The organism is Arthrobacter sp. TJ-58 (genome assembly GCF_058269295.1).
Map to the genome: position 1 here is coordinate 26,539 of NZ_JBZCNM010000003.1, position 25,355 is coordinate 51,893.

Annotated in this window: 24 protein-coding genes; 12 read left to right on the top strand and 12 right to left on the bottom strand. The window is 65.7% G+C overall.

Annotation, left to right across the window (positions count from 1 at the left end; all coding sequences use genetic code 11):
- Positions 1-167: 167 nt before the first annotated feature.
- Positions 168-461 carry a hypothetical protein gene (locus tag AC4D2W_RS10545; protein WP_400927610.1) on the top strand — a complete coding sequence of 98 codons (294 nt, stop codon included), beginning with the start codon at positions 168-170 and terminating at the stop codon, positions 459-461.
- Here the strand turns inward: AC4D2W_RS10545 and gluQRS are convergent.
- A complete protein-coding gene (gene gluQRS / locus AC4D2W_RS10550; RefSeq protein ID WP_490926856.1) occupies positions 458-1,381 on the bottom strand; it encodes a tRNA glutamyl-Q(34) synthetase GluQRS in 924 nt (307 codons plus the stop codon). The two genes, AC4D2W_RS10545 and gluQRS, sit on opposite strands and share 4 nt — an antisense overlap.
- 9 nt (positions 1,382-1,390) lie before the next feature.
- Entirely contained in the window at positions 1,391-1,984 is a 594-nt protein-coding gene (locus AC4D2W_RS10555; protein WP_490926857.1) for a GNAT family N-acetyltransferase, read from the bottom strand.
- Between the two features lie 108 nt (positions 1,985-2,092).
- Between AC4D2W_RS10555 and AC4D2W_RS10560 the strand changes: the two genes are divergently transcribed.
- From AC4D2W_RS10560 to AC4D2W_RS10570, 3 genes are all read left to right on the top strand, one after another.
- Positions 2,093-3,679, top strand: a complete 1,587-nt coding sequence (locus AC4D2W_RS10560) for an exonuclease domain-containing protein (RefSeq protein ID WP_490926858.1) — start codon at positions 2,093-2,095, stop codon at positions 3,677-3,679.
- A 70-nt stretch (positions 3,680-3,749) separates the two neighbouring features.
- Entirely contained in the window at positions 3,750-4,595 is an 846-nt protein-coding gene (locus AC4D2W_RS10565; RefSeq protein WP_490926859.1) for an MBL fold metallo-hydrolase, read from the top strand.
- A 34-nt stretch (positions 4,596-4,629) separates the two neighbouring features.
- The gene (locus AC4D2W_RS10570) at positions 4,630-5,556 is read left to right on the top strand and encodes a putative hydro-lyase (protein ID WP_490926860.1); all 927 of its coding nucleotides are present in this window, start codon (positions 4,630-4,632) and stop codon (positions 5,554-5,556) included.
- An 85-nt stretch (positions 5,557-5,641) separates the two neighbouring features.
- Here AC4D2W_RS10570 and AC4D2W_RS10575 read toward each other — a convergent pair whose 3' ends face one another.
- The 6 genes from AC4D2W_RS10575 to AC4D2W_RS10600 all read right to left on the bottom strand — a co-directional run bounded on the left by AC4D2W_RS10575 (position 5,642) and on the right by AC4D2W_RS10600 (position 12,776).
- A complete protein-coding gene (locus AC4D2W_RS10575; protein WP_490926861.1) occupies positions 5,642-7,174 on the bottom strand; it encodes an HNH endonuclease signature motif containing protein in 1,533 nt (510 codons plus the stop codon).
- Between the two features lie 102 nt (positions 7,175-7,276).
- Positions 7,277-7,948, bottom strand: coding sequence for a GntR family transcriptional regulator (locus AC4D2W_RS10580; RefSeq protein ID WP_490926862.1), 672 nt, complete (start codon positions 7,946-7,948; stop codon positions 7,277-7,279).
- Between the two features lie 83 nt (positions 7,949-8,031).
- Positions 8,032-9,792, bottom strand: a complete 1,761-nt coding sequence (locus AC4D2W_RS10585) for an acetyl/propionyl/methylcrotonyl-CoA carboxylase subunit alpha (RefSeq protein WP_490926863.1) — start codon at positions 9,790-9,792, stop codon at positions 8,032-8,034.
- The gene (locus AC4D2W_RS10590; RefSeq protein WP_490926864.1) at positions 9,789-11,573 is read right to left on the bottom strand and encodes a 5-oxoprolinase subunit B/C family protein; all 1,785 of its coding nucleotides are present in this window, start codon (positions 11,571-11,573) and stop codon (positions 9,789-9,791) included. The genes AC4D2W_RS10585 and AC4D2W_RS10590 overlap by 4 nt, the downstream gene beginning before the upstream one ends.
- On the bottom strand, positions 11,570-12,328 hold the full coding sequence (locus tag AC4D2W_RS10595) for a LamB/YcsF family protein (RefSeq protein WP_490926865.1): 759 nt from the start codon (positions 12,326-12,328) through the stop codon (positions 11,570-11,572). The genes AC4D2W_RS10590 and AC4D2W_RS10595 overlap by 4 nt, the downstream gene beginning before the upstream one ends.
- Before the next feature lie 7 nt (positions 12,329-12,335).
- Complete coding sequence (locus AC4D2W_RS10600; protein WP_490926866.1) at positions 12,336-12,776, bottom strand: nitroreductase family deazaflavin-dependent oxidoreductase; 441 nt, start codon at positions 12,774-12,776, stop codon at positions 12,336-12,338.
- 129 nt (positions 12,777-12,905) lie between these two features.
- On the opposite strand from AC4D2W_RS10600, the gene AC4D2W_RS10605 reads away from it, so the two are divergent.
- Positions 12,906-13,295 carry a VOC family protein gene (locus AC4D2W_RS10605; protein WP_490926867.1) on the top strand — a complete coding sequence of 130 codons (390 nt, stop codon included), beginning with the start codon at positions 12,906-12,908 and terminating at the stop codon, positions 13,293-13,295.
- 44 nt (positions 13,296-13,339) lie between these two features.
- On the opposite strand, the gene AC4D2W_RS10610 is transcribed toward AC4D2W_RS10605, so the two are convergent.
- Entirely contained in the window at positions 13,340-14,497 is a 1,158-nt protein-coding gene (locus AC4D2W_RS10610) for a Gfo/Idh/MocA family protein (RefSeq protein ID WP_490926868.1), read from the bottom strand.
- Positions 14,498-14,619: 122 nt separating this feature from the next.
- Between AC4D2W_RS10610 and AC4D2W_RS10615 the strand changes: the two genes are divergently transcribed.
- Positions 14,620-15,810 carry an ROK family transcriptional regulator gene (locus AC4D2W_RS10615; RefSeq protein WP_490926869.1) on the top strand — a complete coding sequence of 397 codons (1,191 nt, stop codon included), beginning with the start codon at positions 14,620-14,622 and terminating at the stop codon, positions 15,808-15,810.
- Between the two features lie 53 nt (positions 15,811-15,863).
- Here the strand turns inward: AC4D2W_RS10615 and AC4D2W_RS10620 are convergent, their stop codons facing one another.
- Positions 15,864-17,009 carry a thermonuclease family protein gene (locus AC4D2W_RS10620; protein WP_490926870.1) on the bottom strand — a complete coding sequence of 382 codons (1,146 nt, stop codon included), beginning with the start codon at positions 17,007-17,009 and terminating at the stop codon, positions 15,864-15,866.
- Between the two features lie 368 nt (positions 17,010-17,377).
- On the opposite strand from AC4D2W_RS10620, the gene AC4D2W_RS10625 reads away from it, so the two are divergent.
- Positions 17,378-17,770, top strand: coding sequence for a hypothetical protein (locus AC4D2W_RS10625; protein WP_490926871.1), 393 nt, complete (start codon positions 17,378-17,380; stop codon positions 17,768-17,770).
- A 167-nt stretch (positions 17,771-17,937) separates the two neighbouring features.
- Here the strand turns inward: AC4D2W_RS10625 and AC4D2W_RS10630 are convergent, their stop codons facing one another.
- Complete coding sequence (locus AC4D2W_RS10630; protein ID WP_490926873.1) at positions 17,938-18,834, bottom strand: DUF308 domain-containing protein; 897 nt, start codon at positions 18,832-18,834, stop codon at positions 17,938-17,940.
- A gap of 372 nt (positions 18,835-19,206) precedes the next feature.
- On the opposite strand from AC4D2W_RS10630, the gene chvE reads away from it, so the two are divergent.
- The 4 genes from chvE (at position 19,207) to AC4D2W_RS10650 (ending at position 23,744) form a co-directional block, all read left to right on the top strand.
- The gene (gene chvE / locus AC4D2W_RS10635) at positions 19,207-20,331 is read left to right on the top strand and encodes a multiple monosaccharide ABC transporter substrate-binding protein (protein ID WP_490926874.1); all 1,125 of its coding nucleotides are present in this window, start codon (positions 19,207-19,209) and stop codon (positions 20,329-20,331) included.
- An 87-nt stretch (positions 20,332-20,418) separates the two neighbouring features.
- The gene (mmsA, locus tag AC4D2W_RS10640; protein ID WP_490926875.1) at positions 20,419-21,966 is read left to right on the top strand and encodes a multiple monosaccharide ABC transporter ATP-binding protein; all 1,548 of its coding nucleotides are present in this window, start codon (positions 20,419-20,421) and stop codon (positions 21,964-21,966) included.
- Positions 21,963-23,159: a multiple monosaccharide ABC transporter permease gene (mmsB, locus tag AC4D2W_RS10645; protein ID WP_490926876.1), complete on the top strand. Its 1,197-nt coding sequence runs from the start codon at positions 21,963-21,965 to the stop codon at positions 23,157-23,159. The genes mmsA and mmsB overlap by 4 nt, the downstream gene beginning before the upstream one ends.
- A 168-nt stretch (positions 23,160-23,327) precedes the next feature.
- Entirely contained in the window at positions 23,328-23,744 is a 417-nt protein-coding gene (locus tag AC4D2W_RS10650; RefSeq protein WP_490926877.1) for a VOC family protein, read from the top strand.
- 12 nt (positions 23,745-23,756) lie between these two features.
- On the opposite strand, the gene AC4D2W_RS10655 is transcribed toward AC4D2W_RS10650, so the two are convergent.
- Positions 23,757-24,344 (bottom strand): VOC family protein, encoded by a 588-nt coding sequence (locus tag AC4D2W_RS10655; protein ID WP_490926878.1) that lies wholly within the window; start codon positions 24,342-24,344, stop codon positions 23,757-23,759.
- Between the two features lie 88 nt (positions 24,345-24,432).
- Between AC4D2W_RS10655 and AC4D2W_RS10660 the strand changes: the two genes are divergently transcribed.
- On the top strand, positions 24,433-25,257 hold the full coding sequence (locus AC4D2W_RS10660) for a helix-turn-helix domain-containing protein (RefSeq protein WP_490926879.1): 825 nt from the start codon (positions 24,433-24,435) through the stop codon (positions 25,255-25,257).
- Positions 25,258-25,355 lie beyond the last annotated feature (98 nt).

The following is a 25,355-nucleotide window of genomic DNA, read 5'->3' on the forward strand; positions in this document are numbered from 1 at the left end:
CAAAGTCCATGTTCGGACCAAGGAATGCTTCGGCCTCCGCGCGGGGTGCTGCCGGCGGTATTCACACGCACGGACTGCCGCCGGACAATGGAAAGGGCAACCTGCGGACTGTGTATCGCCGCATATATCCGCCGCGTTTCGGCCGGCGGCTCAAGGATGGGAAGACCATGACTAGCTCGGTTTCACGATCTCATGCCCCCGGTGAGCCGGCCTTTCACTGGGGGAGTTTCATCTTCGGACTGGTCATGCTGCTTCTGGTCATCGCCCAGGGTGTTGCCTCCGGAGCAGCCGGATATGTGGGCATGGCGGGGCTGATACTTTTGCTGACCGGTCTCTACGCCTTCTTTAGCGGGCGACCCTCCTGGCTGTGGCTGCACCACCGGCGGGACGCAGCCGTCGTGGGAATCATCGGACTCGTGGCCTTCGTGGTCGCCATAGGGATTCGCCTGGGCGGCAACTAGGACGCCGCCCGAAAAATCCAGGGCCCGCGCGGAAGCGACGCCGGTGCGAACATCTCCAGCGCTTCGTCCAGCGTTCCCGGCGGGAGGTTCAGGGAGGCCAGAATGAGGTCCCTCACTGCGGGGGCATCCAGGCCGTTGCGGGCCATTGCCGCCAAGGTGATGGCGCCGTCGCGCTTCGCCAGCCGCCTCCCCGCCGGGTTCACCACCAGCGGCACATGCGCATACTGCACTTCCGGCAGGCCCAGGAGCGAGGCGAGATACGCCTGCCGGGGAGCGGAAGTGAGCAAATCTCCGCCGCGGACCACCTGATCAATTCCGGAGGCGGCGTCGTCGATCACCACCGCCAGATTGTAAGGCGGCACCCCGTCGTTGCGCAGCAGCACCAGATCATCCACCGGTCCGGTGTAGGCGCCGTGCAGCAGATCGTTCACGGTGTAGTGATCCACCTCGGCGCGCAGGCGCAGGGCCGCGGGACGTTCCTGCCGCCGTCGGGCGCGTTCAGCCTCGCTGAGGTTGCGGCAGGTTCCCGGGTAGGCGCCCGGAGGGGCGTGCGGTGCCCGGGGTGCGTCGGCGATTTCGCTGCGGGTGCAGAAGCACTCGTACACCCTGCCCGCCTCGGCCAGCCGGGTGACGGCGGCCAGATACAGTGCGGTGCGTTCGGACTGGCGGACCGGGGCGGCATCCCAGGTGAGCCCGACGGCGGCCAGATCCCGCAGCTGCCCCGTTTCAGTCCGGGACCGCTCCGGGTCAAGGTCCTCCACCCGCAGCAGGAAAGCGCGTCCGGTGGACCGCGCAAAAAGCCACGCCAGAACCGCGGTGCGCAGGTTTCCCACGTGCAGATCCCCGGTGGGGCTGGGAGCGAAGCGGCCGGCTCCCGCAGCTGTCGAGGTCCTGGCGGCGGAGGAGGAAGGCGCGGTCACCGTCCCACCTTACAAGTCCTGCCTTTTCTTGGAGGGGCGGTCTTCTGCACTGGTAACTTCTGCCGCGTGCTGCAGGTCCAGCACCATCAGCACCTCGTCACAGTCTCCGGCCGGCAGGCGGAGGGCTCCGGGCCAGCGTCCGATTTCCCGCCAGCCGCAGGAACGGTAAAAGCCCTCCAGGCCCAGGCCGGAGCGCAGTTCCAGATGCAGCTGCTCAAGGGCAAAGTCTTCGGCCGCTGCCCGGGCAGCTTCGGTCATGAGCGCGCGTCCGACGCCGAGTCCGCGGGAAGCTAAAGCCGTTTGCACCCGGAGGACCCGCGCCCAGTGGGCGGTGAGCTTGCCGGAGTTGCCCGCCAGCAACAACCACCCGGCCAGCCGACCGTTGCTGCCGGCCGTCAGGATGCGGTTCTCCGGCAGATCCAGCGAGCCGATCATGTCCGCCACGGCGGAGGCGACGTCCGAGTCGGAGACCGGTGGAAAGGGGAACCCCACGGCGCCTCCGCTGTTGGCTACTTCCTGCCAGCAGCCGGCAAGCTGCTGCCGAAGCACCGGTGTTACCTCGCCGGGGGAGGTCCGCCAGGCCAGGTCCAGGGGATCTGTCATCGGTCGAGTCTGCCAGAGAGTCTTTGCAGGTAAGGTGGAGGGCCGCCATTTGCGGTTATCGCTGCCGGGCTGAGTTCGGTCAGAAATTCCAAGGAACCTGCACACAACATGACACTGAACTTCACCGCGATCGACTTTGAAACAGCCAACGGATCGCGGGCCTCGGCCTGCGCCCTGGGCATGGTGAAGGTCCGGAACGGCCGGATTGTCGACCGGGGACAGTGGCTCCTGCGGCCCACCGACGGCGGAGGCTTCCAACCGCGCAACATCGCCATTCACGGCATCACCGAAGCCATGGTGGCTACGGCTCCCACCTGGGCCGCGGTGCATGCGGAGATTGCCGCGTTCATTGCCGACGACGCCGTGATCGCCCACAACGCCGCCTTCGACCTGGACGTTTTCCGCAAAACCAGCTCAGCTGCCGGAATTGCCTCCAAGGCCTTCCGGTACGGCTGCTCGGTGAAAATGGCGCAGATGCTGCTGCCGCTGGAAAACCACAAACTGCCCACCGTCCACGCAGCCCTGGGTTTCGGCGGCTTCCAGCATCACGATGGACTCGCCGACGCTGAGGCCTGCGCCAACATCACCATCAGCCTGGCACTGCGGGAAGGGCTGGCGGACATTGACGCCGTACTGCAACTCTGCGGATCCACGTCTCCGGCAGGTCTTGCCGGAACTCCGATCGCAGCGGTTCCGGCAGCTACCCGGGGGCAGCGCTACGCTCCTCGCCCTGCCCTGGACCGCACCAAGCCGGTGGCAGCGATCTCGGCCAAACTGGGCGGGCACACGGTCTCCTTCACCGGAGACTTTTCCGTGGAACGCCCGGCCCTGCAGCAGCTGGTCCTGCAACACGGCGGAGCGCTGAACAACCATGCCCCGACGCGTGCCACCACGCTGCTGGTGGTGGGGAACTGGGACGCGGAGATGCTGCGGACCGGCGCCGTCGTCAGCCGCTCCGTCCAGAAGGCCCAGGACCTGCGGGCCAAGGGACAGAGCCTGCACATCATGGGAGAAGCGGCGTTCCGGCAGCTTCTGGACGCTGAGCCCGCCGCCGCTGTGGAGATCGGCGCTGCTGTGCAGGCAGCCGCGGGTGCGGCACTGCTGCCCTCCGCCGTCGAGCCGCTGTCCCTGGCGGAGACCCTGCCAGCCCTGCCCAAGCGCCGCGACGTCAAAGGCATGGGCGGCGTCCTGGACATGATGTGCCCCGCCGATCTTGCCGCTGCAACCTTTAAGAGCGACCACTACGGGGTGTTCCGGGTGGCCGGAACCACCTTCAAATCCCCGGTGCTCGGGGTGCGGATGCTCGGCCACCGCAGCATAGAAAACAACGGCAAGCCCGAGCGGGACATCCACTCCCTGGCACTGTTGCAGGACGAGGATGCGGCTTTTGTGACCGCCCTGACCGCACACACCCCGGACAACGAATTCATGGATGTCCTGCTTGGCAGCGTTCAGCACGGAGATCTGGTGACGGCGGTGTTTGATGCTCTGGGCGGCCCGTTCGTGGTCCAGGGCGTTGCGGTCCGCGCCCCTGTTGCAGACATGTTTATGCTCGGCTCCATGGTCCTGGCCCACCGCGGCCGTCCCGGATCCAAGCTCAGCTGGCTGCAGTCGGTCATCCCCGCCGGTGAGCATGCGCTGGCGGTTCCCGAGCAGGTCACCGCTTGGAACTTCTACGAATCCTCAGCCGAGTAGCGAGCACCGTAGCAAACGCCGTTGCGGCTCGCCCGAAGCCGGGATATACCTCTTTAGAGGAGGTGGCGGAATGCGCAGTGGACATGGGCGCCGGGGGTATTTGCTGACGGAACCGGCTCAGGATGTGGGGTTCGCGGAGGGTCCGGCGTCCAACTGGATCATCCTGCGCCAAGGGAAAGCCTTCACGCTCATTGACGGCGGATATCCAGGGAACCTGCCCCTGGTGTTGGCGTCTCTGCAGGACGCGGGTCTGGACCCTGCCGACGCTGCTGCCGTTCTGATCACCCACGCTCATGTGGACCATGCCGGAACGGCCGGCTATTTGGCCGCCGCTTACGGCATTCCCGTTCTGTGCAGTGCTGCTGAGCTTCCCTATCTGCGGGGAGAGGACAAGGACCAGGTATCCGTGGGACGGATCCTGAGCAGGTCATGGCAGCCGGCTGTGGCGCAGTGGGCCTGGTACGTCCTGACATCCGGCGGCGCCGCCCGGGTAGTGGTGCCCAGCGCCACGGCGTGGAACGACGACGTCGAACTGGCCGCGCTGCCGGGGTCGCCGGTGGCTGTTCCCACTCCCGGTCACACCCCGGGCCACACGGCCTTTTATCTGCCGGCCGCCCGCGCCGTTGTTACCGGCGATGCGCTGGTCACGGGCCACGCGATCAGCCGGCGGAAGGGTCCGCAGATGCTCGATTCCATGTTTCAGGGCGACGACGACGGCGCTCGCCGCTCCCTGGCGCAGCTTGGCAGGCTGGATGCTTCGCTGCTGCTGCCTGGTCATGGTCCCGCCGTCCGGATTGGGGTGCGGCAGGCGGTGGGAGCTGTCCGCTCCAGTGCCGCAGTGCCCAAGCGGCGAATCGTGGCGACCGGTCCGGCGGGAGGCCTGGCCGAGCCCACCTACGGACGGACCGTGCGGTAACACCACTAAGCAGCTCCGCCGAAAGGATGTCATCGTGAAATCCAAAGCAGGCGCCCTAAAGTCCGAAGCACCCCTTCTTGGTTCCGTCCAGGAATCGATGAAATTCGTCCACGAGGCGGTGAACCCCGTCCGCGAGTCTTCGACCTCCGTCCGCGAGTCGAGGCATCCGCTTGCGGATGCAGTATCCACTGAGGCGCTGTCCCCGGCGGAAGCACGCCTGCTCTTCCGCAGCGGGCTGGCCACGCCGACCGCGGGCTGGTCGGCCGGCTATGTGCAGGCAGACCTGATTATCGTTCCGAAGGAACAGGCTTTTGATGTCCTGCTCTTTGCCCAGCGCAACCCTAAGCCCTGCCCGATTCTGGGTGTCCTGAATGCCGGTGAAACGTCCGGACCGCTGTTGGCCGGCGGAGACATCAGGACCGACCTCCCGCGCTACACCGTGTATGTGGACGGAGAGCAGGTTGCAGACCCCACGGACATTACGCAGTACTGGCGCGATGATCTGGTGACCTTCATTGTGGGCTGCAGTTTCACCTTCGAAGCGGCCCTGCAGGAAGCCGGCATCCACATTGCGCACATCGATCAGGGCACCAACGCGCCCATGTACCGCACGTCCATTCGGTGCCAGCCGGCGGGGAGAATCAGCGGCCCGCTGGTGGTTTCCATGCGTCCGATTCCGGCTGCCCAGGTGGCCGATGCCGTGCGCATCACCTCGCACTATCCTTCGCTCCACGGCGCTCCCGTGCACGTGGGCAATCCGGGGGAGCTCGGCATCACCGATCTGGGCCACCCGGACTTTGGCGAGCCGGTGGAAATCGAGGAAGGCTACGTGCCGGTGTTCTGGGCCTGCGGTGTGACGCCGCAGGCTGCCGTCATGGAATCGAAGCCTTCGCTGGCCATAGGCCACGCTTCGGGGCACATGCTCATTACGGATGCCCGGGACAGCTCGTATTTGGTTTAGTCGCATGCCTCTATGCGAGACGCCTATCCGGGACGCTGTGTCTCATACCGGGAACGGCGGTGCCTCCGAGAATAGTGCTGCACAGTTAGAACGGCGGGGCCTCCGAGACAACTGCGCACGCGTCGGGACCAGGCTCCGGGCAGGATTCCTCGGTGAGAACAAGCTGGCCCGGAACACGCTTGTCGCGGACAACTTCGTCCTGAGGGGGTTGGTCCGGAACAGGACGGCCAGGAACAGGACGGGCAGGCACAAGACGGGTGGATGGGAAGTATGCCCGGGTCCGATACGTTCTGCCGGCGGGCGAGGTCCATTCCAGAACACCGGGCTCGGGTTGCTGAGCTTTCCAGAAGCCGTTGGTCTTGAACCAATGGTGTTTTCGGCAGAGGCATTCGAGGTTCTGATGCGAAGTGGGTCCGCCGCGCGCCCACGGTATGGTGTGGTCAATCTCGGAGGTAAGGGCGTTGGCCACACAACCTGGAAAGCGGCAGGTGGAGTCCCGTGCCTGCAGCCAGCGCCGCAGCCCCGCGGGTATCCGCCGCTGCCGGCCAACACTGAGGATTTCACCGCTTTGCGGGTCCTGCAGCAGCCCTGTCCAATTCCGCATGTGCCGTAACAACTCCCGGGCGGATGCTGCGCTGATGGGGCCGTACCCGTGCAGTTCCGCGGGATGATCGTCCAGGCCCAGGATTGTTTCTGCGTTGATCAGCACCATCACTTCGGGCTTGATCCGCTGCCTTGCCTTCTTTTTCGCGGAGGGTTTCGGGACGGTGCCGGATTTCGGTGAAGAGTTATCAGCAGCTAATGAGGGATTACCGGCGACTCCAACCTGCTGGGGAGTGTCAGGTGCGCCGAGAAGCAGCGAGGTCAAAATGTCCGTTCGCAGCTGATCCGTTCTACGGGGATCACCGGCGCTTTGCTCGGCCCGGGCGCAAGCGGTCAACCCATTGAAGATTGCCTGCCCTTCAGCCGCTGACAGGCAAGCAGAGAGAAAGCACATTCCGTCCCGGTCCGGTTCCAGCCACACCCTCCGGCCTTCCCTCGCGCGGCGATGACGGACCGTCAGCTCCGCGTCCGGCACCAAACCTTCATAGAGCCGGCGCGCCACCCGGTCCAGCTGGCTGGCGGTTCGACCGCCGGCCTCCTCCAGCAGCCGGGCTTCGAGCCGGCCGCGGTCAGGGTCCTGCAGCGACGCGACCGTTGAGCAAATAATCTGGGCCTTGCGGTAACTCAGTTTCCCCGCCTCGACGGCGGCCAGGGTCGCCGGACAGGTGTCGCACAGCAGAGTGGATTCACCGACCAGACGCTGTGCGGCCAGCGGAGGAAGGGAGAGAAGTGCGCCCACCTCCGACGCCACGAGCCGGAAGACAGTTTGGGAATCACAGTCCTTATCTGGAGCCATCTCCTGAACGACGAGCGCTTCGAGCCGGGCAACGCCCCGAGCCTGCTGCGCCTGAGCCCATCCGAGGAGTGCGTCCAGCCGTTCAAGGGTGACGAGGAGTTCTTCCTGGCCCAGGTGCTGAACATTCTGCAGGTGCAGGGCGCCGGTCAGTCCAGTCTGACTTTCGGGCCTCCCCGGCCTCGGCCCGTCGGGAACTGCGTTGAACTCGAAGCGCTGCATTCCTCAATTTCATCAAGTCAAAACTGCCGCGTCTCAAACGCTTCGACCCATGGGGATAAGAAGCGAAGGGAATACGGAAGGACCGTTCTGTGGAGGAGAAATCTAAAACTCCAGATGCTCAAGAGACTCCAAATGCCCCAGCAGCTCAGCCTCGGCGGCATCCAAATACCCGCGCAGTGCCTCTGCGGCCTCCGGACGGCGGCCGGCCCGCAGCAGCTCAACAAGTGCCGCATTTTCGTCGGCGTAGCGGGTATGAAAGTCCGGCTTTGTGGAGATGGTGTGGAAAACCAGGCGCATCTCCGCCAGAAGGCAGCTCATCGCCTGCTGCAGCTGCGGACTGCCGGACATTGACACCACCGTCTGGTGGAAGTTTTGATTGGCCGTGGCCATGTCGGCAATGCTTCCGCGGGACTTCGCCTCCGCTCCCTCGCTGATCACCGCATCGAACCGTGCGAGATCCAGTTCAGGACCCCAGAGAACTGCGGCCGGCTCCAATACCCGACGCGTTCGGTAAATTTCCCGCACGGCACCGGAGCCGGGCGAGGCAACGAAAACTCCCCGGTTGGGGTAGCGCGTCACGATGGATTCGCTGGCGAGTATGGTGAAGGCTTCCCGGAGGGTGTTCCGGGAGACTTGAAGTGACGCCGCGAGCTGCTGCTCGGACAGCTTTGTTCCCGGCAGCAGATCTCCGACAGCTATGCGGCTGCGCAGCACGTCGGCCACCCAGGCAGTGGTGTTTACGTGTCCAGCGCGGTCAGCGCTAATATCCCCCATATTAGTAAGCACGCTCCTAATGTAGCGGCATGGACGAAGGATCCGGAGGACCACCACAGGGGGACAGAAGGGACTTCCGAAGGTTAGGAGCCGATTCTGCCCAGAACATCCCCGCGGACGACGGCGCTACCCGGTGTGAGCGGGGCACGGGAGAACACTCCGGTGCGGTGGGCACGGACTGTGGTCTCCATTTTCATGGCTTCCAGCACGGCCACCGGATCACCCCCGGCCAGCTCCGCACCGTCGTCGGCCATCCATTTCACCAACTTTCCGGACATCGGAGAAACCAGATCTGCGTCCTCCGCGGTGACCCCGCCGCTGACTCCAGCGCCCGCAGCGCCCGCAGCGCCCGCAGCGCCAGCGCCTCCGCCGGAGCGCAGAGCATTCAGCAGTGCCGACGGAACGCCCACCGTAACCGCCCGCCCGTCGACGTCGATGGTCAGGGTCTCGCGTTCGGCTCCGGGCTGGGACGCGGCTATCTCGGGTGATGCGGCCAGCGGTTCGGCAAACTCGGACTCAATCCACGTGGTGTAAACCCCCAGTTCCCCGGCACGGGTAAAGGCCTCTGAGCGAACCACGGCCCGGTGGAACGGCAGCACCGTGGGCACGCCGCGGATCACCAATTCATCCAGGGCGGCCCGCGCACGGCGCAGGGCCTGCGGCCGATCCTCGCCCCAGACAATCAGTTTGGCCATCAGGGAGTCGTATTCGCCGGGCACTGCGGAGCCGGAACGGATGCCGGAATCCACGCGGATCCCGGCGCCGGTGGGCGGTTCAAATGTCTCCACGCGTCCCGGCCCGGGCAGGAATCCCCGGGCGGGATCCTCGGCGTTGAGCCGGAACTCAAAGGCATGCCCGTGGGGCGCCGGATCCTCGGTCAGGGACAGCGGCAGTCCGTCGGCAATGCGGAACTGCTCGCGGACCAGATCCACGCCTGTGGTTTCCTCTGTCACCGGATGCTCCACCTGCAGCCGGGTGTTGACCTCCAGGAAGCTGATCAGCCCGTCGGGGGAGACCAGATATTCCACGGTTCCGGCGCCGGTGTAGCCGGCCTCGCGGCAGATGGCCTTGGCCGACGCAGAGATGGTTGCATGCTGCTCCTCGCTCAGGAACGGCGCCGGAGCTTCCTCCACAAGCTTTTGGTTCCGGCGCTGCAGCGAACAGTCACGGGTGCCGACGACGACGACGTTGCCGTGCGTGTCGGCCAGTACCTGCGCCTCGACGTGCCGGGGCCGGTCCAGGAAACGTTCGGCGAAACACTCGCCGCGGCCAAACGCGGATACCGCTTCGCGGGCCGCCGATTCGAACGCGTCCTCCACATCTTCCATGCGGCGCGCAATCTTCATGCCGCGTCCACCGCCGCCAAAGGCGGCCTTGATGACCACGGGCAAGCCGTGTTCTTCTGCAAAAGCGCGGACCTCTTCGGAGCTCGCTGCCGGCCCGTCGGTTCCGGGCACCAGGGGTGCTCCGGCGCGGACGGCAATTTCGCGCGCGGTCACCTTGTTGCCCAAGGCGCGAATGGCCTGCGGCGAGGGGCCGATCCAGGTGAGGCCGGCGTCGAGCACCGCCTGCGCAAAATCAGCGTTCTCAGAAAGGAAACCGTAGCCGGGGTGGACGGCATCAGCTCCGGCCCGCCGGGCGGCGGCGATCAGCTTGGGGATGTTCAGATATGTATCCGCACCGGCGGAACCGTGCAGCGCAAAGGCCTCATCGGCCAGGCGCACATGGAGAGCATCGGCGTCGGGATCCGAATACACGGCGGCGGAGGCGATGCCGGCATCAGCACAGGCACGCGCCACTCGCACGGCGATTTCGCCGCGGTTGGCGATCAGGACCTTCTTCACTGGGTTCCTTCCGTAAACATCCCGGCTGCGTCCTCGGGGGAGAGCGGCGCCAGGCTGTCGGGGTTCACAAAAACAAAGCGGACCGGATGGCCCGGCGGCAGCTGGGCGGCAACCGGCACATCCTGCGGCACGACGACGGCGATCACCGGGTAGCCGCCGGTCACCGGGTGGTCGGCAAGGAAGAGGACGGGAAGGCCCGACGGCGGGACCTGCAGCGCGCCTTCCACCACGCCTTCGCTGGGCAGTTCGCCGCCGCGGACGCGTACCAGCGGGCGGGCCTCCGGGTCCTTCGGATCGGTCGCCAGACGTACGCCGATCCGGTTGGATTCGCTCGTCGCCAGCCAAAGGTGCCCGGTGAGGGACTCGACGGCGTCGGCGCCGAACCAGTCCTGCCGCGGACCGGCCGTGATCCGCAGCAGTGCCGGCTCGGTTGCGGAAAAGGTGTCAGGGAGCGCGGAGGGTTCCGGAGCTCCCACCGGGACGAGGCGGGAAACTTCCCCCACCGGCAGCCGGACCCCCGCAACCAAGGGCGGCGGGCCGATACCGCTCAGCGTGTCGGTGCTGCGGCTGCCCAGGACCGGGGCAACGTCAACTCCTCCGCGGACGGCAAGGTAGCAGCGCACTCCGCGGTACGGAGCACCCAGCGACAGGGTTTCACCGCTGAGCAGCGCAAACGGAGTGTTCAGCGGTGCGGGGCGGTTGTGGTCGCCGGCCGGTGAGCGGATGGCGGCGGGCAGCTCTGCGCCGGACAGGGCCAGCACCACGTCGCCGTGGGCGGTCAGCTCCAGGCCGCCGAACGGGCTCACGATCACTGCCGCCTCGGGCGGGTTGCCGACCAGCCGGTTGGCCTGGCGCGAGGAACGGGTGTCAGTGGCGCCGGCGGCGGATACGCCGAGATCGGCATAGCCGGGGCGGCCCAAATCCTGAATCGAAGACTGCAGGCCGGGGGTGGCTACTTCCAGCCATGTCTGGTTGCGTTGGGTGGGCAGGGCGGCCTCATCGTCCCTTAGACACCTCGCTCGTTCCTCGCTCGGCGATGCGGGACTCACGAGGCCACCCAGCCCCTCGGAACCTGACGTTGCGGTGAGGTCAGAGTCCGCGGCCTGGTCGGTGGCTTGAGGTGATTTGGCGCCGGTGGAGGGGGTGATGAGTTCGCGGACAGAGTGAAAGATGACGTGGTCGCCAGGGCGGATCAGGGCAGGATTGGGGCGGGAAAGGTCCCACATCGGGGCGTTGGTGCGGCCGATCAGCTGCCAGCCGCCCGGGGATTCCCGGGGATAGACCGCTGAATAGTCGCCGGCCAGGGCAACGGAGCCGGCAGGGACAACAGTGCGGGGACTGTCGCGGCGGGGGACGCTCAGGGTCGGATCGCCGCCGGTGAGGTAGGTGAAGCCGGGGGCGAAGCCGCCAAAGGCGCCAAGCCAGGGGGTGCCCGTGTGGGCTGTGATGACGGCGTCCGGGGACAGGCCGGTGAGGCGGGACACCTCGGCGAGGTCGGCGCCGTCGTACACCGCGTCGATGGTGACCGTGCGGGCGTCCGGGATTACGGCGTCGTGCTTCAGGTCCAGGGTCTCGAGGAGCCCGGCAGCGGCAACCGTCTCGCGCCGGCCCGCGAACCGGACCAGGACGGTGCCGGCGGCCGCGAGGACATCAACCTGCCCGGGGAACGGGCGGGCCTTCAGCTCCGCATGAAGCGCCGTGACATCGGCCAGCGAATCCAGCTCCACCAGCAGCGCCCGGGTGCCCGCGGGGCGGATGCCGGTGATCGGGGATGACCTCACACGAAGCTCTGGATGGTGATGCCGGCGTTCTCCAGGCCGGAGCGCACGGCACGGGCCATGGCGACAGCACCCGGAGTGTCGCCGTGGACGCAGATGGAGGCGGCATTCATCGGCAGCACTGTGCCGTCGACGGCGGTGACGGTGCCGTCGGTGGCAAGACGGACCATATTGGCGGTGACCTGGCCGGCGTCGTGAATGACGGCGTCGGCTTCGCGGCGCGGAACCAGGGTGCCGTCCGCGTTGTAGTTGCGGTCCGCGAATGCTTCGGCAACTCCCCGAAGTCCGGCGTCGCCTGCCAAATCCAGTGCGACGGCGCCGGGCAGCAGGAGCAGGGGAAGGCTCTTGTCGAAGACGGCGACGGCGTCCACCACGGCCTGGGCATGTGTTTTGTGGCGGACGATCGTGTTGTACAGGGCGCCGTGGGGCTTCACGTAGCGGACCTCGGTGCCGGCGGCCCGTGCCAGGGATTGCAGTGCACCGAGCTGGTACAGCACGTCGTCGAACAGCTCGGTATAGGAGCAGTCCAGGAAGCGGCGGCCGAAGCCGGCCAGATCCCGGTACGCGACGTGGGCGCCGATCGTGACTCCGGCGGCCGCGGCGTCGCGGCAGGTCCGCGCAATGGTGGAGGGGTCGCCGGCATGGAAGCCGCACGCCACATTGGCGCTGGAGACGGACTCAAAGATGGCGGCGTCGTCGCCCATCTGCCAGTGGCCGAAGGATTCGCCGACGTCGCTGTTCAGGTCAATGACCGGCATGGCAGTTTTACTGCTCCATCCGTTCCAAGACAAACACCGGAATCTCCCGGTCCGTATTGGCCTGGTAGTCCGCGTACGGGGGATAGGCAGCCACTGCCCGCTCCCACCAGGCGGCCTTCTCCGCGCCGGTGATTTCCCGGGCCCGCATGTCCCATTTCTGCGGACCGTCCTGCAGCTCCACATGCGGGTTGGCCAGGATGTTGAAGTACCAGACGGGGTGTTTGGGCGCGCCGCCGAGGGAAGCGACGACGGCGTAGTCGCCGTCGTGCTCCACCCGCATCAGCGGCGTCTTGCGCAGCTTTCCGGACTTGGCGCCGACTGTCGTCAGCAGGATGACGGGGCGGCCGTTGAGGGTGGTGCCCTCGGTTCCGCCGGAGCTTTCGATCAGTTCCGCCTGGTCGCGGGCGAACTTGCTGGCACTGGGGGCGTATTCACCGGTAAGAGGCATAGGCACAGTCAACCGCTTTACCGGGGCAAGGTCCAGCGAGCCTTGCTGTGCCATGATGATTGCGACCGCGGCCTTATCCGCCGCGGCACACGCCAAAGCACTTCAGAAAGCACGAATCCCGGGGGAACAATGCGGCTACATCATGTTCAGGTCTCGATCCCGAAAGACGGAGAGGATCAGGCGCGCAGCTTTTACGCCGAAGCGCTGGGTCTGACCGAGGTTCCCAAACCGCCGTCGCTGGCCGGCCGGGGCGGCTGCTGGTTCCGGGCCTTTGAGGGTGACAGCGTCGTGGCTGAAATCCATTTGGGCGTTGACTCGCCCTTTGTGCCGGCTCAGAAAGCCCACCCGGCGCTGGTGGTAGCGTCCGCTGAAGAACTCGAAGAGCTGGGCGCACGAATCGAATCCCGCGGGTTCGAGGTGTCCTGGCAGGAACGGCACACCTTTGAGGGCTATGAGCGGTTCCACTGCCGTGACCCCTTCAACAACCGGGTGGAAGTCCTCTCGCCGCTGGCCGAGTAATTCCGGCCCCGCAGCGTCCGCGGGCATCGTTTAGCCGCCAGCGGTTAGCGGACGGGCGTCCAGCTGCCCGCCTCGTCCGCACTTCGCGACACAGCTCCCAGCACTTCCTGAACCTGCAACCCGTCAGCGAACGACGGCGCGGGCTGGGTGCCGGCGGCAATTGCCTCCACCAGGTCCTTGGCCTGGTGGACAAAGCCGTGCTCGTAGCCCAGTGAATGGCCGGCGGGCCACCAGGCCGAAACGTAGGGATGCTCCGGTTCGGTCACCATGATCCGGGTGAAGCCCTGGCGGTCCGGGGCGGCCGCAGTGTCATAGAAGTCCAGGTAATTCAGGTTTTCCAGGTCAAAGCGGAGGGCGCCGAGGCTGCCGGAAATCTCGAGCTGCAGGGCGTTCTTGCTGCCGGTGGCCATGCGGCTGGCCTCGAAGGTGCCCAGCACGCCGTCGTCAAAGCGGCCGGTGAACAGGGCGGCATCATCCACCGTCACAGGCGCCCTGCCGGCGGAACCGCCGTCGTCCGCCGGAAGGGGACGGGTGGGAACCAGGGTCTGCAGCGTGCCGCTGACCTCGGTCAGATGATGGCCGGTGACGTACTGGGCCAGGTCCACGATGTGCGCGCCCAGGTCGCCGAGCGCACCGGATCCGGCGTGCTCCTGCTGCAGCCGCCAGGACATGGGAGCATCGGCATCCACCAGCCAGTCCTGCAGGTAGCGGGCGCGGACCTGGCGCACCGTGCCGATGGCGCCGTCGGCCACCAGATTCTTCGCGTGGGTGGTGGCCGGCAGCCGCCGGTAGGTGAAGCCGGTCATCGCGCGGACGCCGCGGGCGGCAGCGCGCTCGGCGGCGTCGGCCATGGCGCGGGCTTCCTCCACGGTGTTTGCCAGCGGCTTCTCGCAGAGCACGTGCTTGCCGGCGTCGAGTGCGGCAACGGCGATCTCCGCGTGGGAGGCACCCGGAGTGACAATGTCGACGACGTCGATATCGTCCCGGCTGACGGCTTCCCGCCAGTCGGCGGAAACTTCGGCCCAGCCCCATTTCTGGGCGGAAGCCTCTGTGCGGGAGGCATCGCGGCCTACCAACAACGCCATCTCCGGATGCAGCGGCAGGTCAAAGAACCGGGGTGCCACCCGCCAGCCCTGCGAGTGCGCAGCCCCCATGAATCCGTGGCCCACCATGGCTATCCGCAGCGGTTTTTGAGTGGTCATGGTTTCTCCTTGGGCTGGGCAGCGGGCATGGTTGCGGTCACAGTAACAGTATCCGCCGATGGAATGCCGGGATTCGGCCGCCGGTCGACATAAGGCACCCGCAGTCGTGTTTGAATGGCACGGTGATCGATATTCGGAAGCCCCTGCCCGCCGTCTCCGGGACCAGCGAGCTGTTCCAGCTGCTGCGCGACGGCAGGCCGCGCACCCGCACCGAACTCGCGGATGTGCTCGGTGTTGCCCGCTCCACCATCGCCCTGCGGGTCGAAGCGCTGATGGCGCTGGGGCTGGTGGCACCGGTGGACGACGCCGTCTCCACGGGCGGACGGCCGTCGTCGCGCTTTGCGCTGCGCACCGAAACCAAAGTGGTGCTGGGCGTGGATATCGGTGCCTCGCACCTGCGCGTGGGGCTCACCGATCTGGGCGGCATCCGCCTGCAGGACGGCTCCCGGAACGTGCGGGTCACCGACGGTCCGGAAGCCGTGCTCGACGCCGTGGCGGAACTGGGGGACGAGCTGCTGAAGCAGGCCGGCCGGTCGGCGGCGGACCTGCTGGCGATCGGCGTCGGCGTTCCGGGCCCGGTGGAACAAGTCACCGGCCGGCCGATCAACCCGCCGATCATGCCCGGCTGGAACGGTTTTGATGTCCCCGGCTATCTGCAGGGGCACTTTGAGGTACCGGTGCTGGTGGACAACGACGTCAACGTGATGTCCGTGGGGGAGCGCGAGCTGGCCTGGTCCGGCGTCCAGGACCTGATCTTCGTGAAGGTGGCCACGGGCATCGGCGCCGGCATCATCTCCAACGGAACGCTGCTGCGCGGCGCGGACGGAGTGGCCGGAGACATCGGGCACATCCGGGTGCCCCGCGGGGAGGACCTGCCCTGCCGCTGCGGAAACCACGGGTGCCTGGAAGCGGTGGCATCGGGTCCGGCGGTGGCCCTGAAGCTGCAAGCGCTGGGACGGGCCGCCGAGGACAGTCTCGACGTGGTGGATTTGGTGCAGCAGGGCAACCCGGAAGCCGTCCGGGTGGTCCGGCAGGCCGGGCGGGACGTGGGCGATGTCCTCTCCGCCTGCCTGAGCATGATGAACCCGGCGGTGATCGTCATCGGCGGATCCATGGCCCTGACCGGGGAACACTTCATTGCCGGGGTGCGCGAGGTCATCTATTCACGCAGCATGCCGCTGGCAACGCAGCACCTGCAGATTGTGCAGTCGGCCTCGGGGCTCGACGCCGGAATGGTGGGGGCGGGCATGCTGGCAATCCAGCATGCCCTGTCACCGGAGAGCATTGACGCCATGCTGGCGGCGGGGGTTTAGCTTTCCGCTTCACCCGCGCCGCCAGCAGTTACCCGGTCAGGGGTGTTGCCGGTTTAGCAGGGACGCCAGGTTTTGCCGCCGGGCGCATAGCAGCGCGGACCGGTGTAACCGGGTGGATTGCTGTTCTGTGCCGGGGGAACGTACTGCTGCGCCGGCGGAACGTATGCGGCCTGCCGGTCAGCCTCTGCCTGGGCAGCGGCGATCCGCCGGGCCTCGGCTTCAGCTGCGACGCGCGCCGCTTCCGCCTGTACTGCGGCAACCCGGTCCGCTTCGGCCTGCGCGGCTTCGGCTGCCCTGCGGGCTTCCTCGGCAGCCTGCCGCTCGGCTTCGGCCTTCGCCTCGGCCGCCTGCCGCTCAGCCGCGGCCTTTGCCTCGGCCGCCTGCCGAATCACTTCATCCTCGGCACCCTGACGTTCCTGCTGCAGGGTGGCCAGCTCGCCGTGGCGTGAATGCACCGTGCTCCGAGCAGTGGAGACCCGGGCCTGCAGATCGGTCCGCTGCGCTGCTGAGAGCGCGGTCCAAACCATGGATTTGCCTTCCCTGGCACCGGCCTCGAAGGCGTCATACCCGTCATCGACGGTTTTGACCAGCGCATACACGGCGGTGGCAGCGGCCGCGGCGGATGCAGCCGTGGACCCTGTTCCCTCTGCGGCAGCCTGGGCGGCTGTGTCTTCCAGAGCGGTGACCATGGCCGGAACCGTGCACTCAACGTCTTCAGCGAAGAGCCCGACACCCTGTTCCTGCGCTTCCTGATACGCCTCGTCCACGGGAGGGCGGAACTTGGCATTCGGCTCGTACGTGACGGGAACCCCGAGCCCGCGGCGGGCAATCTCGGCGTTGATGAGAAGATCGTCGTCGTCATACACGGCCGCGAGGGTGCGGCCGTAACGGTCCTCGCGTTCGACGTCGAACGCCAGCGTCACCGTGCTGCCGGCAGGCAGGGCCTGGGTCAGGAAATCAGAGGCCTCGGGACCCATGCATTCCACGGGCTTGTTGGGGTCCTTGGTCTCGGGAGTGTTGACGTTCAGCAGGCGGACGGTCAGTTCCTGATCGTCGTAATCCACCACGAGGGTGTCGCCGTCGATGACCCGGATGACTTCGGCCTCATCGGCATTGCCCGTGGAAACGATGGCCAGAGTAGTTCCGCCGGCTATAACGACGGCGGCGGCTGCGATGGCCGCTTTGGCTCCGCCGATCATGGGAGGTTCTTTACGGGAGGCGCGGATCGGTCCATGACGGACGGTTTGCACGCCGCTGGAAGGTGCTTATGTCGAAAAGCAGAGCAGTGAACTCCGCCGATACTGTGGTGCAAGATTTTCCCCAACTATTGAATTGTCTCCCCGAGATTACTAGCTGTCGGTGACAATGAGGTAAACCGCAGAATGAGGGGCGGAAGCAAGCCCGGTTACCCTTTCCGCAAGGTTCAGCTCCGAAGCGGTGCTGATGATGCTCCGGTGCGTATTTGCGGGTTCGGCAAACCTGAAAGAATGGAGTATCCGGTGGTTCGGTAAGCGCCGGACACCTTGTACCAACGCAGTCTCACGCCCTTGGAATGGAGCTCCGCCACATGTCATCCGACTCATCTGCCGCCCGAATCTTCGGAATTTCACCGGAAAACCGTGTCACGGTCTACGGCGCGCAGGATCGTCCGGAAGTTGCCGAGCTTCTGCCGGCCCAGGCGAACTTGGCGGCGTCGGGCTCGCTGATGCCGGCCGACGTCGTGCTGCTGTTTGCCGGTTCGGCCGCGGATCTGGCACACGACCTGTCCTCTGCCGCAGACGCAGTGGAGCCCGGCGGAGTGCTGTGGGTCTGCTATCCCTCCGGAATCGAAGGCCAGGAACGCGACCTCAACCGGGACACTGTGGCCTCGCTGCTGACGGACAACGGCTGGGAACCGCTGGCGGACGCGCCGGTGAATGCTGAGTGGTCCGCAGTCCGCGGGCAGCCGAAGGGGCAGTAGCCAGCCACAGGCGACAGCGGCCCCGGACTGGAGTACCGCGCCAGCGGCCTCGGCTCGGACCATAGCCTCGTCCGCGTTGGAGCACTCCCGATATAACCTCGTTAATCTATAAAATGAAGCCCCCGGCAAATCACCGGGGGCTTCATTTCAATCGAGAGGGTTATTACTTACTGGACTGCGACGAAAACCTTGTCGTCAAACATTCCCGGCCGCACAGCGAGGACGCCTTGTCCGGCTGTAGCCGCCGGTACGGTGAAGGTGACATTTCCTGTCGCGGTTCCATCCGTGTAAAGCGAGCTCGTGGTATCGATGGGTTCCGGCGCGATGGCAATGCTGTCGAAGCCGTTTACCGTTGTTCCGTCCGCCGTTACGTACTCAACGGACAGCATGGCAGGCATCTGCCCGTTGGGATCATCACCGAGGTACGTTGCGGAGTAATTCACCAGAATGTACTCCGAGCCTTCGGCGGGCGGCTCATTGAACTGGTTGGCAGCAAGGACGGCATCCGTAGCGGCCAGATCTACAGAATTGACGACGACGCGCCACTCCTCGTTCTCGATGACCGAACCGAGTGAGTACGGATTTGCGCGCGTCCCGGCCTCTGCGCCTTCCTCCTCAGCCGCCCCTTCCTGGGCTGCGGTGCCATCTGACGGCTGGACGACGGTGGTGTCGCCGCTGCCAACAGCTTCCTCGAAGGAATCCGAGACAACCGAGAAGAATACGATGAATCCGACGATCGTTCCCACGATCGAAAGGACTAGCGCTGTAATACCCATCCACTTGGACTTGTTCTTGAGGAAGAGGGACACAAGGCCCAGGATGAAAGCGATCGGCAAAAGAATCCAGCCGATGATAAGGGCGCCCGGTACGCAGGCGAAAATGAAACCAAGTACTCCTGCGATGAGGGCGATGAGCCCAACAATATTTGATTGTTTCTTTGGCTTAGTTGTTTCAGGTGAAAGTGTGGGCAGTGACGCCCCGTTGCCGTGGTTTTCGGGCATCGGCTGTTGCGGCTGGGGCGAAGCTATATGCGAGCTGCCCCCAGGAAGCTCTGATTTTGTCATTTCTCAATAGTGACATATAAATAATAGATTTTTTTACACTCTAATTCTCGTTATACGGACCTCTTTGACCCGTGGGCTGCCCTGCCGTTCCGGCCCTCGGGGGGCCGGGCAACTGCTAGGGGCCGGTCCGCATCCCGCACTAATCCGGGCGGGCCGCGTTGCGATTGGATAACTACTCTTGTCCGACGGTTGTCCGGACGGATAAGTTTTCTCAGCCTGCAAATGGGTGGCGGTTCTTCCGCCACCGGGGTGTTACAGCGCTGTATCCGTCCGATCCAGTACCACGGCAATCCGCTGTGGCCTTCCGCCGTCCGCCGGCGCTAAGCCGAAAGCCCGCCGCACCAGCCGGATCCTTTTCCAAAAGGCCCAATCATGACCCGAATCAAGCATGTTTCTTCGCTCTTCCTAGCCCTCGGACTCGCAGCAGGCATGTCTGCCTGCGCCCCCGCCGGCTCCAACGATGCTTCCGATGATGCGAGCGACGGCGGCGTCGAATGCAACGTGGGAATCTCCATGCCCACCCGCAGCCTGGAGCGCTGGATCAACGACGGCGAGGGGCTGAAGGAAAAGCTCGAAGCCAAGGACTGCGCCGTTGACCTGCAGTACGCGGACAACAAGACCGACCAGCAGATCAGCCAGATCCAGAACTCGGTGGCCGGCGGTGCCAAGATCCTCGTGGTCGCCGCCATCGACGGCAAGACCCTCGGTCCGACGCTGGAAAGCGCCAAGGACCAGGGCGTGGAGGTCATTGCCTATGACCGCCTGATCAACGGCACCGATGCTGTGGACTACTACGCCACCTTCGACAACTACCAGGTGGGGCAGCTCCAGGGCGAGTTCATCGAGGAGCAGCTGGGCCTGGCCGACGGCAAGGGCCCGTACAACTTGGAGCCCTTCGCCGGCAGCCCGGATGACAACAACGCCGCATTCTTCTTCTCCGGTGCCTGGGACGTGCTCCTGCCGTACGTTCAGAGCGGCCAGCTGGTGGTTCCCTCCGGCAAGTCCCCGGCGGACAACGCCGGCTGGACCTCCATCGGCATCCTGGGCTGGGAGTCTGCGGACGCCCAGTCGGAAATGGACAACCGCCTGCAGTCCTTCTACACCGGCGGTGACAAGGTCGACGTCGTGCTCTCGCCCAATGACAGCCTGGCGCTGGGCATCGAAGCCTCGCTGCAGTCCGCCGGTTACCAGCCCGGCACCGACTGGCCGCTGATCACCGGCCAGGACGCCGACGTCGCCAACATCAAGGCGCTGCTCTCCGACCAGCAGGCCATGACCGTTTGGAAGGACACCCGCCAGCTGGGTGACCAGGTGGACACCATGATCGCCTCGATCGTGGCCGGAGAGGACCCGGAGGTGAATGACACCGAGACCTACAACAATGAGGTCAAGGTGGTTCCCACCTACATCCTCGAGCCGCAGGTTGTGGTCAAGGATGACGTGCAGAGCACCCTGGTGGACTCCGGCTTCGTTTCCGCATCGGACATCGGGCTCTAACCCGTTCCGGCTATTGCCCGGCAGCGGGGCGCGGTTCCGCCGCGCCCCGCCGTCGGGCTTCCACTTCTGCAGCGAAACGAGAACGGCATGAATGACGTCATCCTCTCCATGGACGGCATTGTGAAGGAGTTCAACGGCATTAAAGCGCTCGACGGCGTTTCGGTGGACATTGAGCGCGGCGGAGTACACGCCATCTGCGGCGAAAACGGCGCCGGTAAATCCACGCTCATGAAGGTGCTCAGCGGCGTGTATCCGCACGGCAGTTTCGACGGCACCATCTCGCTGGAGGGCAAGCAGGTCTCCTACGGGACGATCAATGACAGTGAGCGGGACGGGATCGTGATCATCCACCAGGAACTCGCGCTCAGCCCGTACCTGTCCATTGCCGAGAACATCTTCCTGGGCAACGAGGTTTCCCGCGGCGGCGTGATCGACTGGAACCAGACCAATCTGCAGGCCGCGGCCCTGCTGGAGCGCGTGGGCCTGGACGAAAGCCCCGCCACCAAAATCCTGGAACTCGGCGTGGGCAAGCAGCAGCTGGTGGAAATCGCCAAGGCCCTGTCCAAGGAAGTGAAAATCCTCATCCTGGACGAGCCCACGGCGGCCCTGAACGACGGCGATTCAGCGCACCTGCTCGGGCTGATCGATCAGCTGCGCGAGCAGGGCATCACCTCCATCATCATTTCCCACAAGCTCAAGGAAATCCGCGCCATCGCGGACATCGTCACCGTCATCCGCGACGGCCAGACCATCGACACGTTTCCGGTGGAGAACACGGACGACATTGAAACCCGGATCATCCGGGCCATGGTGGGCCGGCCGCTGGACAGCCAGTTTCCGGACCGGGAGCCGGACATCGGTGCGGAGAAATTCCGGGTGGAGGACTGGACGGTGCACCATCCCGTGGACACCGACCGGGTGGTGGTGGACAACGCCTCCTTCAACGTCCACGCCGGTGAGATTGTGGGCTTTGCCGGGCTGATGGGGGCCGGCCGCACGGAGCTGGCGATGAGCATCTTCGGACGCTCCTACGGATCCGGGATTTCCGGACGCGTCTACAAGGACGGCACGGAGATCACCACGCGCACGGTGGGGCAGGCCATCCGCAACGGCCTGGCGTATGTCAGCGAGGACCGGAAACGGTATGGGCTGAACCTCATCGGCAGCGTCACCGTCAATGTCTCCGCCGCGGCGCTGCGCAAGCTCGCGAAGATCGGCATCATCGACCGCAACCGCGAATACGGCGTGGCCGACGAGTACCGGCAGCAGATGAACATCAAGACGCCCACGGTGTCCTCCATTGTGGGAAACCTGTCCGGCGGTAACCAGCAGAAAGTCGTGCTCAGCAAGTGGATCTATTCCGGTCCGGACGTGCTGATCCTCGACGAACCGACGCGCGGCATCGACGTCGGCGCCAAGTTTGAAATCTACGGCATCATCAACGAGATGGCGGCCCAGGGCAAAGCCGTCATTGTCATTTCCAGCGAACTGCCGGAGCTGATCGGCCTTGCCGACCGCATCTACACCATTGCCGAAGGCAAGCTCACCGCCGAAGTGCCCCGCGCCGACGCCACGCAGGAAGAACTGATGCGCCACATGACCGCCGCCCGACCCCAAGGAGCACAAGCCTCGTGACCACCACCGCCCCGGAGAAGGCTCCGGTACCGAGCCCCAAACCGGCACAGAAGCGCCGGCCGCGCGTTGACCTTCGGCAATACGGCATCCTTGCCGCGCTCGTCGTCATCATTGTGCTGTTCCAGATCCTCACCGGGGGACGCCTGCTCTATCCCGGCAACGTATCCAACCTCATCCAGCAGAACGCCTATGTGCTGATCCTCGCCATCGGCATGGTCATGGTGATTATCGCCGGGCACATCGACCTGTCCGTGGGTTCCGTGGTCGCGGTGGTCGGTGCGGTGGCGGCGCTGTCCATGAATGACTGGGGATTGCCCTGGTGGGGAGCCGTTGTCCTGGCGCTCGCCGTCGGCGCCCTGATTGGTGCCTGGCAGGGATTCTGGGTGGCGTTTGTGGGGATACCTGCCTTCATAGTCACGCTGGCCGGGATGCTGATTTTCCGCGGCCTGGCCCTGGTGCTGCTCACCGGCGGCACGGTCAGCGGCCTGCCCCGCCCGTTCGTGGCGATCGGCAACGGAACCCTGCCCTCCACCGGCACCCCGGACCTGGTCACCCTGGGCATCGGAGCGGTGGCCTCCATCGGGCTGATTGTCCAGCAGGTCAAGGGACGCGCTGACCTGGCGCGTCTGGGGCTGCCGCGCGAGCGGGCCCTGTCCTTCTGGTTCAAGATTGCCCTGGCCATCGTGGCGATCATGTACCTGTGCTATCTGCTGGCCTACAACCGCGGCACGCCGATCATCCTGATCATCCTGGCCGTGCTGGTGCTGGCGTATTCCTTCCTGCTGACCCGCACCGTGTTTGGCCGGCACATCTACGCCATGGGCGGGAACCTCAACGCGGCTATGATGTCCGGCGTGAAAACGCAGTGGGTGAACTTCTTTATCTTTGTGAACATGGGCTTTTTGGCCGGGCTGGCCGGCGTGGTCAGCACGGCGCGGGCCGGGGGAGCGGTGGCCTCGGCCGGCAGCGGCTTTGAGCTGGATGCGATTGCCGCCGTGTTCATCGGCGGGGCCTCGGTGCAGGGTGGTGTGGGCACCGTGATTGGTGCCGTGATCGGCGGCCTGGTGATGGGCGTGCTGAACCAGGGCCTGTCCATCCTGTCCGTGGATGCCGCCTGGCAGCAGGTCATCAAGGGTCTCGTGCTGCTGGCAGCGGTGGCGTTCGGCTTCAGCCGGCGGAAGAGTGCGCGCTAAGTCTCTTTACTGAACGACGACGGCGGCCGGTTCCTTGGGAGCCGGCCGCCGCCTCTTTGGGGGTTTCGCGTGGTTGGTTTTCCGGGTTTGCGGACACCCTTCCGGGCCGGGCGTGCCGCGCCTAATCTGGCTGGGTATCCGACCGCAACGAGTTAGAAGGAGATCACCATGTCCAGCACCATGAATCCCTATCTCAGCTTCCGCGACAATGCCCGGGAGGCGATGGAGTTCTACCAGAGCGTGTTCGGCGGAACCCTGGAAAGCAGCACCTTCGGCGACATGAACATGGCCGAAGACCCCGCCGAGGCCAACAAGATCATGCACTCGTCCCTGAAGACGGACAAGGGGTTTGTCCTGATGGGCTCGGACACTCCGGCCAGCATGGCGCTGGATGAGGGCAGCAGCTACTCCATTTCCCTGAGCGGCGACGACGGCGAGGAGCTGCGCGGCTACTGGGACAAGCTGCTCGACGGCGGCCAGATGACACTGCCCCTGGAAAAGGCACCCTGGGGCGACATGTTCGGCATGCTGAATGACAAGTTCGGCACCAGCTGGATGATCAGCATCGAAGGGCAGGATTCCTAACCCGACCGGTTCCTACCCGGATTGCTCGGCCGCCCATTCGGCAACGCGACGTGCGCTCTCCTCCTCGGACAGGTCCTCGACCCGGCTCATGATCGACCAGCGCACGCCGAACGGGTCACGGATACTCGCGAACCGGTCCCCGGAAACAAACGTGCTCAGCGGTTCACGGATGGTTGCACCGGCAGCCTCGGCCCTGGCCACCGTTTCATCGACGTTGGCGCAGTAGAGTCCCATCGAATAGCAGTCTTCGTCTCCGGCCGGCATCGGAACCAGCCCGTACTGGGGGTTCGGTTCCCCCAGCTGCAACCGGCCGCTGCCGAAGTCCAGATCGGCGTGCACCACCACACCTCCCATCTCGGTGACGTCCACCGTCCGGGCGCCAAAGACATCGCTGTAGAAGTCGATGGCGGCACGGGCATCCGGGACGGCCAGGAACGGGGTCAGTGCGGTGACGCCGTGAGGAATGCCGCCGGTGGTGTGGTCACCGGTGACGCCGGCCGTGGGAGAGGCGGGAGAGGCCGGGGTGGAAGCCGCGGTGTTGGATGTTTCTGTGGTTGAAGGGGAGCTTGGGCTTGAATTGGGGCTGTTTGTTGTAGTCATGGTGTCAGCGTAGGCAGCGTCCCCGGGGCCGGGCTTGAAGATTCGCGACAGGTACAAATCGGGCAGTAACAGGAACGGAAGGGGAGCGGTGGAGGAGCAGTGGCGGGGCACGCTGTATCCGGCGCGGCTGCCTGTTTTCCACCGTATTCTGCCGGCGGAGGAGCTCGCGGACCGGGTGCGCTGGTTCTGGATTCCGGAGTGGAACCTCGCACCGGGCCGGGTGTCCCGGCAGGAAGTCCTTCCTTTTCCGGCGCTGAACCTCGTGGTCCAGCCCGACGGCGTCACGCTGTCCGGCCCGGCGACCCGGCGTTCCTTCCGTGATTTGTCCGGGCGGGGCTGGGCGGTGGGGATGCTGCTGCGTCCGGCGGCGGTTCCGGTGTTCGTCCAGGACCCGGGGAGTCTGCGCGACATCGAAATCCCCGGGGAGGCTCCGGAGCTGCTGGCGGCTGTCTCAGCTGCCATGTCGGAGGACGACGACCCCGACAGCAAAGCCCGCGACGACGGCGGCGCCGCGTCCCGCCGTCGTGCTGCCGCGGTGGCGGCGGCAGCACGCTGGCTCGAAGACAACGTCCCTGTCCCCGGCACCGACGCACTGCTGGCCAACCGGCTGGAGGACGTTATCCAGGCGGACACATCCCTGCTCCGGGTGGATCAGGCCGCCGAGCAACTTGGAGTCTCCGCCCGGACGGTGCAGAGACTGGCCCGGCGGCATGTGGGATTGCCTCCGCTGGCCATGATCCGCCGGTACCGGTTGCAGGAGGCCGCGGAACGGGTGCGGCTGAATCCGGAAACTCCGATTGCGGACATCGCCGCGGAACTGGGCTACGCCGATCATGCGCATCTGGCGGCGGCGTTCCGTGAGGTCCTTGGCTTCACGGCCAGCAGTTACCGGCGGTCCGCAGGCGGGTCATAATTCTCCCGCCAGTTCTGCTGCCAGGTTCCCTGCTCTGTTCCCTGCCGGAAAGGCCGCGCGGCCGGATGCACTAACATTGCCTGTCTGCAATCCCCTGA